General features: G+C 66.8%; 6 protein-coding genes and 1 rRNA gene. 6 read left to right on the plus strand and 1 reads right to left on the minus strand.

Annotated elements, in window-relative coordinates:
- The first annotated feature begins 102 nt into the window (after positions 1-102).
- On the plus strand, positions 103-981 hold the full coding sequence (locus tag ABIC17_RS19035) for a TauD/TfdA dioxygenase family protein (RefSeq protein WP_354284560.1): 879 nt from the start codon (positions 103-105) through the stop codon (positions 979-981).
- Positions 978-2273: an MFS transporter gene (locus ABIC17_RS19040; RefSeq protein WP_354284562.1), complete on the plus strand. Its 1296-nt coding sequence runs from the start codon at positions 978-980 to the stop codon at positions 2271-2273. The genes ABIC17_RS19035 and ABIC17_RS19040 overlap by 4 nt, the downstream gene beginning before the upstream one ends.
- Before the next feature lie 7 nt (positions 2274-2280).
- Here the strand turns inward: ABIC17_RS19040 and ABIC17_RS19045 are convergent, their stop codons facing one another.
- Positions 2281-2484 (minus strand): DUF5818 domain-containing protein, encoded by a 204-nt coding sequence (locus ABIC17_RS19045; protein WP_354284564.1) that lies wholly within the window; start codon positions 2482-2484, stop codon positions 2281-2283.
- An 85-nt stretch (positions 2485-2569) separates the two neighbouring features.
- Here ABIC17_RS19045 and ABIC17_RS19050 point away from each other — a divergent pair, with 85 nt between their 5' ends.
- The 4 genes from ABIC17_RS19050 to ABIC17_RS19065 all read left to right on the plus strand — a co-directional run.
- Positions 2570-3364, plus strand: a complete 795-nt coding sequence (locus ABIC17_RS19050; RefSeq protein ID WP_354284566.1) for an ABC transporter ATP-binding protein — start codon at positions 2570-2572, stop codon at positions 3362-3364.
- A complete protein-coding gene (locus tag ABIC17_RS19055) occupies positions 3357-5882 on the plus strand; it encodes an FtsX-like permease family protein (RefSeq protein WP_354284568.1) in 2526 nt (841 codons plus the stop codon). Before ABIC17_RS19050 ends, ABIC17_RS19055 begins: the two co-directional genes overlap by 8 nt.
- A complete protein-coding gene (locus ABIC17_RS19060; protein WP_354284570.1) occupies positions 5882-6949 on the plus strand; it encodes a lipocalin-like domain-containing protein in 1068 nt (355 codons plus the stop codon). The genes ABIC17_RS19055 and ABIC17_RS19060 overlap by 1 nt, the downstream gene beginning before the upstream one ends.
- 444 nt (positions 6950-7393) lie before the next feature.
- A 16S ribosomal RNA gene (locus ABIC17_RS19065) occupies positions 7394-7653 on the plus strand; the annotation flags it as partial.

Genomic DNA, 7653 nt, shown 5'->3' on the forward strand with positions numbered 1-7653 from the left:
GCCAAACATTTGCAAGGCAGCGCTGGCGGCCGGTTTCCCTATCCTCCTGCGACGCGACCATGCCCTCCGAATATTGGCGGGTCGCGCGAAAAAGGAGTGGTTATGATCGAAGATCGCCAACGCAGCAGCGAGCATCTGGACGTTCGTCCAACGACCGGCGGACTCGGCGCGGAAGTCCGCAACATCGACTTGCGGACGCTCAGCGACGACAGTTTCGCCGCGATCCACGCCGCCTGGCTGCAGAACCTCGTCCTGTTGTTCCGCCACCAGGATCTCACGCCCGCCGATCTCATCACGTTCAGCCGACGCCTGGGGGCGCTCGACCATGCACCGATCCAGGAAACCGGGCGGCGGGTCGTCGGCGGGATGCCGGAGTTATATGTCGTCTCGAACGTCGTCGAGAATGGCGAGCCGATCGGCAGCCTCGGCAATGGCGAGGCGGTCTGGCACACCGACATGTCCTACGTCGAGCAGCCCCCCAAGGCGAGCGCGCTCTACGCGCTCGAGGTTCCGCCGACCGGCGGGAACACCAGCTTCATCAACATGTACGCGCTGTACGACTCGCTTCCCGATGCCCTGAAGCAGCGGATCGCCGGTCGCCGCGTAAAGCATGACGGGACGTACAACAGCGGCGGCTATGTGCGGCAGGGGGTGATCCCGAGCGACGATCCGCGCGAAGCGCCGGGTGCGCTGCATCCGCTCGTCTACACGCACCCCGAAACCGGCCGCCCCGCCTTGTATCTGGGACGCCGCCGTAACGCCTATATCGAGGGGCTCGACTTGGCGGAGTCCGAGGCGTTGCTCGACGACCTCTGGAGCCATGTCGATCAGGCGGCGCTGACCTGGACCAACGTCTGGCAGGTCGGCGATCTCGTCCTGTGGGACAATCGCTGCACGATGCACCGGCGTGATCCGTTCGATCCGAACACGCGGCGGGTGATGCATCGCACGCAGATCAAGGGCGAAAGCCGCCCTGCGTGATCGGCAGGGCAGGGCAGGCGACGGGCGGTCCGCGTCGTCGCGGGTTCGGGTTGAGCGTTCCGAGCCAGGTGCTCGCAGTGCTGTGCGTGATGTACCTCGTGCTCTATGTCGAGCGCGTCAACATCGCGACGATCGCGCCCGCGATGACCGCCGACCTCGGTCTGACCAACGCGCAATTCGGTCTCGCGGTCTCGGCCTTCTCCTACCCCTATGCATTGATCCAGCTGTTCGGCGGGTGGATCAGCGATCGCTTTGGCACGCGGCGAACGCTGCTGTTCTGCGGCGCGCTCGTCACCGTGGCGACGATGCTGACGGGGCTGGTCGGCGGGCTTGCCTCCCTTTTCGCGCTGCGGCTTGCGCTCGGCTTCGGCGAAGGGTTCGCTTTCCCCAGCGCGACGCGCGCAATCGCGACATGGCTGCCGGTATCGCGCTGGGGGTTCGCGCAGGGCATCACCCATGCGGCGGCACGGCTGGGCAATGCGCTTACCCCGCCGCTGGTGGTCGCGGTCCTGACTTTCGCGTCGTGGCGCGGCGCGTTCGTCGCGCTCGGATTGTTCAACCTGATCTGGGTGGCGTTGTGGTTCTGGGTCGCACGCGACGATCCGCGCAGCCATCCCGGGATGACCCCGGACGACATCGCGGCCCTGCCGCCGGTATCCACGCGATCGAAGACGCCGCCGGTGCGCTGGTGGCGGCTCGCGCGCCGCATCGCGCCGGTGACCGCGGTCGATTTCTGCTACGGCTGGACGCTGTGGGTCTTCCTGACCTGGCTGCCCTCGTTCTTCTTCAAGAACTTCCATCTCGATCTTGCGCATTCGGCGTTGTTTTCCGCCGGGGTCCTGCTCGGCGGCGTGGCGGGGGACGCGGTCGGCGGTCTCGTCAGCGACCGGATCTACCGCGCGACCGGCAATTTGCAGGCGGCACGGCGCAACGTCATCATCACCGGAATGCTCGGGGCGTTCGTCTTCCTGATTCCGGTGGTGCTCACGCATGACCTGACCACGGTCGCGATCTGCCTGTCGATTGCCTTCTTCTTCTCCGAACTGGTGGTCGCGCCGATCTGGGCAGTGCCGATGGACATCGCGCCCGACCATGCGGGTGCCGCCAGTGGAATGATGAACTTCGGTTTTGGTCTCGCGGGCATTCTGTCGCCGCTGGTGTTCGGGGCGGTGCTCGACCTGACGGGGAGCTGGACCGCGCCGTTCCTGGCGTCGATCGCGTTGCTGCTCGTGGGTGCGGGTCTGTCGTTCTTCATGCGGCCGGACCGCCCGTTCGACCCCGGCGACGCTTGACGCCAGGTCAGGCGGGGGCGACCCCGTCGGCACTGACCCGCTCCGGGCCGACGATCGTCCCCCGCAACCGTACGCGTTTCTCGACCAGATCGACCGGGGTCCGCTGCAACTCGAGCGCGAACCGGCCCCCCAAATCCCGTTGCAGGTAGAATGCCCCGCCGTCGCGGATCAGTGTCCCGGTTTCATCTACGCTCGTCCCAACGTCCATCATCGTTCCTGCTTGATCCCTGCGCGCGTCGGTTTGCCATCAACCGGACGCGATCGACACCCATTTCCGCCCGGCACGCGATCTTCGCTTGCGCAGGGAACCGAATGGCCGGATCGACTGTACCCGTCTGGTGCCGGTCGATCGCGATCCGCGCCGGGGGAACGGAGCGTTGGCGATGGGCGAAGTCTCGCTTGGGGAGAAGGGCGGCAACGGAGCGCTGCTCGACGTTCGGGCGCTGGTCAAGTCGGTGCCCGGGCCGCGGCAGCTGTTCCGCCATCTCGATCTTGCGGTGATGCCGGGCGAACTGGTGGCGATCATCGGAGAATCGGGCGTCGGTAAATCCACGCTGCTCAATATTCTCGCGGGGCTCGATGATGCGGACAGCGGCACGGTGGCGGTCGACGGCACCGTTCTCGGCACGCTCGACGAGACGGCGCGGACCCGCTTGCGGCGCGAGCGGATCGGCTTCGTGTTCCAGGCCTTCCACATCCTTCCGTATCTGACGCTGCGGCAGAACGTCGCGCTCCCGCTCGCACTCGTGTCGCCAGACGTGCGCGCCGCGGATGCGCGCGCGGAGGCGATGCTCGAAGCGGTCGGACTGGCGGGGCGCGGCAGCGGCTATGCGCGCGATCTGTCCGGCGGCGAATTGCAGCGCGTCGCGATCGCGCGCGCCCTGGTTCACCGCCCCGCGCTGATCCTCGCGGACGAGCCGACCGGGAATCTCGACCCGGAAACCGCGGCACGCGTGCTGGCGCTGTTCGCGGAAGCGGTGCGGGGGAACGGCGCGGCAGGCGTGATGGTGACGCATTCCGAAGCCAGCGCTGCGATCGCCGATCGCGTATTGACGCTCGGCGCGGATGGATTGGTCGAGCGGCGTGGCTGAACGCGCCGGACTGATCTCGGGAAGGCTTGCGCTCGGCTGGCTGATCGGCGGCGAGTGGCGGTTCCACCCCGCGCGCTTCGTGACGACCGCCGTTGCGATCGCGGTCGGCGTGGCGCTGGGCTTTGCGGTCCATCTCGTCAACGGCAGCGCGCTGTCGTCGTTCGACGGCGCGATGCGCGGCGTCAGCGGTGCGGCCGAGCTGTCGATCCGGGGGACCAGTCCGCTCGGCTTTGATGAACGCGTCTATCCGCGCGTCGCCACGACGACCGGTGTCTCCGACGCGAGCCCCGTCGTCAGCCTGTCCGCACGGATCGGCAAGACCCGGCTGACGGTGCTGGGGGTCGATGTGATCCGTGCGGCGAATGTCACGCCGTCGCTGATCGGGCGGCGCGCGGCGGGGCCGGATGCCGATAACGACGCCGCGTTCGATGAAACCGCTTTGTATCTGTCACGTCGTGCCCTGGCGCAGACCGGCGCGCGGGTCGGCGCGACCGTGCCGGTGATCGCGAACGGGCGGACCGTCCGGCTGCGGATTGCGGGAACCTTGCCTGCGGTCGACGACGTCGCGATCGGCGTGATCGACATCGCCGCGGCGCAGTGGCGGTTCGGCAAGCTGGGTCGGATCGACCGGCTTGATCTCGCGCTGTCCGATCGGTCCGTTGCGGAACCCGCGCTGCGCGAACTGTTGCCCGAGGATGCGATTCTGTCGACCGCGGCGGCGCAGAACGCGCAAGGCGATGCATTGTCGCGTGCCTATCGCGTCAATCTCGACATGCTCGCGCTCGTTGCGCTGCTGACCGGCGGGTTTCTGGTCTATTCCGCGCAATCTCTTTCGGTGGTGCGCCGTCAGCGCGCCTTCGCCTTGCTCCGCACGCTCGGCATGCCACGCGGCGCGGTCATCGCCGCGATCGTCACCGAAGGCGTCGTCATCGGCGTGGTCGGCTCCGCGGTCGGCCTGCTCGCGGGCTATTGGCTGGCGTGGGGGGCGTTGCGCTGGTTCGGCGGCGATCTCGGCGCTGGATATTTCGGCGGGGGCGGGGTGCGCATGGTGTTCCAGCCGCTCGCCGCGTCCGGCTTTTTCGCGCTCGGGCTCGTCGCGGCGTGCCTCGGCAGCGCGCTCCCCGCGCTGGCGGCGGCCCGCGCCGCACCGGCTGCAGCCCTCAAGAACGCCGGGGATGTGCTCGATCCGCGCCGACCCGTCCCGTGGCTTCCGGCGGTCGTGCTGCTGGGGGCGGGCGTGGGTGTCGCGTTGTTGCCTGCGGTTAGTGGATTGCCGGTGTTCGGGTTCATCGGGATGGCGCTGATCCTCGCCGGCGGCGTCGCAGGCGTGCCGTGGTTCGCGCGGACGCTGCTCGCCCCGATCGCGGCGCGCGGGCAGGGCGGTATTCCCCGGATGCTCGCGGTCCGCCACCTGTACGGTGCACCGGGCGAGGCCGCGACGGCCTTGTGCGGGATCGTCGCGTCGACCGCGCTGATGATCGCGATGGCAACGATGGTGACGAGCTTCCGGGGCGCGGTCGACGACTGGCTCGGCGCAGTGCTCGGCGCGGACCTGTACGCGCGCACCACGGCGGGGGCGTCGTTCGATCCCGCGACGCGTGCGCGCCTCGCCGCAACCCCCGGGATCGCGACCGTGGCGTTCAGCCGCCAGATCCCGCTGACGATCACCGCCGATCGCCCCCCCGTCAGCCTGATCGCCCGGCCTGAGCGCAATGCGCGGGATCCGTTGCTCGTATTGATCGACCGTGCGCGTATCATTCCGGCTCAAACCATACCCGTTTGGGTGTCAGAACCGGCCCAACGGCTCTACAAATGGGACCCGGGCGACACGATTCTGCTGCCAATCGCGGGGAAAAGGCGCTTCTTCGTGGCAGGGGTCTGGCGAGATTACGGGCGGCAGGCGGGGGCGGTGCTGCTCGATGAAGCGGATTACCAGCGGCTGACCGGTGACGATGGCCGCGACGAAATTTCCGCAACCGTAGCAAAAGGTTACGACATCGATCGCGTCGCGGCGGGGCTGACCGCTCGGCTCCCCGCGGACCTGCGTGGTCAGGTCGAGATCACGCGACCTGCGACCCTGCGCCGGCTCGCGCTGACGCTGTTCGATCGCAGCTTCGCGGTCACCTATCTGCTTGAGGCGGTGGCGATTCTCGTGGGGCTCGCCGGGGTCGCGGCAACCATGTCGGCCCAGACGATCTCGCGCGAACGCGAGTTCGGCATGCTTCGCCACCTCGGACTCACCCGCCGCCAACTGACTGACATGCTTGCGACCGAAGGCGCGATCGTCGGCCTGACGGGCGCGCTTGCCGGGATCTTGCTCGGGCTCGTCCTGGCGCAGGTGTTGATCCACGTGATCAACCCGCAATCGTTCAACTGGACGATGACGACGCGTATCCCATTGTTAACACTGGCAACTGTCACCGCCGCCCTGACCGGCGCGGCGACGGTGACCGCGGTATTGGCAGGGCGGCGCGCGACCGCCCGCAGCGCGATCGCCTCGGTTCGGGAGGATTGGTGATGCTACGCCTATGTGCGATGATCGCTGTGTTCGGTGCGATCGGTGTGGCGGCGCCGGCAGCGACGCCCTATCCGCAAGTCCGTCCCGGAATCGTCCTGCGCTTTCCCGCCGACCACGGCGCGCATCCCACGTTTCGCACCGAATGGTGGTACGTGACCGGCTGGCTTCGTACCGCGGAGGGCAAGGACCTCGGCTTTCAGGTCACGTTCTTCCGCACGCGTCCCCCGGTCGATCCCGCAAACCCCAGTCGATTTGCCCCGTCGCAGATCCTGTTCGCCCACGCCGCGTTGTCTGACCCGAACACCGGCAAGCTCCTGCACGGCGAGCGCGCGGCGCGGCAAGGCTTCGGTCTCGCCGCCGCCACGACAGGCTACGCCGATGTCGCGATCCGCGACTGGCGTTTGCGCCGCGGCGCGGATGGGCGATGGCACACCACCATCGCCGCGGACGGGTTCAAACTCGCTCTTGCCTTCGACCCGACCCAGCCGCCGCTACCGCAAGGGCAGGGGGGGTATAGCCGCAAGGGGGCACGGCCTGGCGAGGGCAGCTATTATTATTCGGTCCCGCATCTGCAGGTCAGCGGCACGGTCGAGCGCGGTGGCCGCCGCGTTGGCGTGCGGGGCAGTGCGTGGCTCGACCGGGAATGGTCGTCCAACTATCTCGCACCGGAAGCGCAAGGGTGGGACTGGACCGGGCTCAATCTCGATGACGGGTCGGCGCTGATGGCGTTTCGTATCCGTCGCAAGGATGGCGGGACGTTATGGGCGGGAGGATCGTTGCGAACGCGCGATGGCACCACAACCGTGTTCGGGCCGAACGATGTGGTGTTCCGCCCCGTGGCCACATGGCGCAGTCGCGCGACCGGGGCGACTTACCCGGTCATCCAGGACCTCACGATCCGGGTCGGGGGGAAGCGTATCACACGGCGTCTGACCCCGATGTTCGCTGCGCAGGAACTCGATGCCCGGCGGAGTGGCTTGCCCGTCTACTGGGAGGGTGCTGTTCGTACGCCGGGGGGGCGAGGGTATCTCGAGCTGACCGGCTATGCGACGCCCCTGGCGATGTAGCGTGGGGTGGGGCTGTCATACGGCCCGCGCTGGCGTTTGCACGGGCACCAGCGTGCCGTGGAGGGGTTCTTGAAGAAAAATCGCATTGCGTGAAACTTTTGCGTTGACGGGCTCTGGTTCGCCCCGTAGAGACCACTCCACCGCAGCGACGGACCGAACGGTTCGCTTCTGCAGTCACCAGATCCTCGGCGCTCGGTTCGCCCTTTGAAAGAAGGGTGTGACAAGGTGTCGGTATTCTGCGCTCTTTGACATTGTCGGTTTTAGATGAAGGGACATGTGGGCGGCGGCTACACGGTTTTTCGGGTCCTCTAGGCTCGTTGGATCGTTCAAAGCTAAGTCGCTCTTATACATGTCCTTCACGTATCCATACGTAAGAATATGTGCAGAGCAGCTCCTAGAGATGCTGACGTTATCGTGGAATTCCACTGCGATGATGTTGGTCATAAACTTGAGAGTTTGATCATGGCTCAGAATGAACGCTGGCGGCATGCCTAACACATGCAAGTCGAACGAAGGCTTCGGCCTTAGTGGCGCACGGGTGCGTAACGCGTGGGAATCTGCCCCTTGGTTCGGAATAACAGTTGGAAACGACTGCTAATACCGGATGACGACGTAAGTCCAAAGATTTATCGCCGAGGGATGAGCCCGCGTAAGATTAGCTAGTTGGTGTGGTAAAGGCGCACCAAGGCGACGATCTTTAGCTG

The organism is Sphingomonas sp. PvP056, from assembly GCF_040549155.1.
Lineage (GTDB): Bacteria > Pseudomonadota > Alphaproteobacteria > Sphingomonadales > Sphingomonadaceae > Sphingomonas.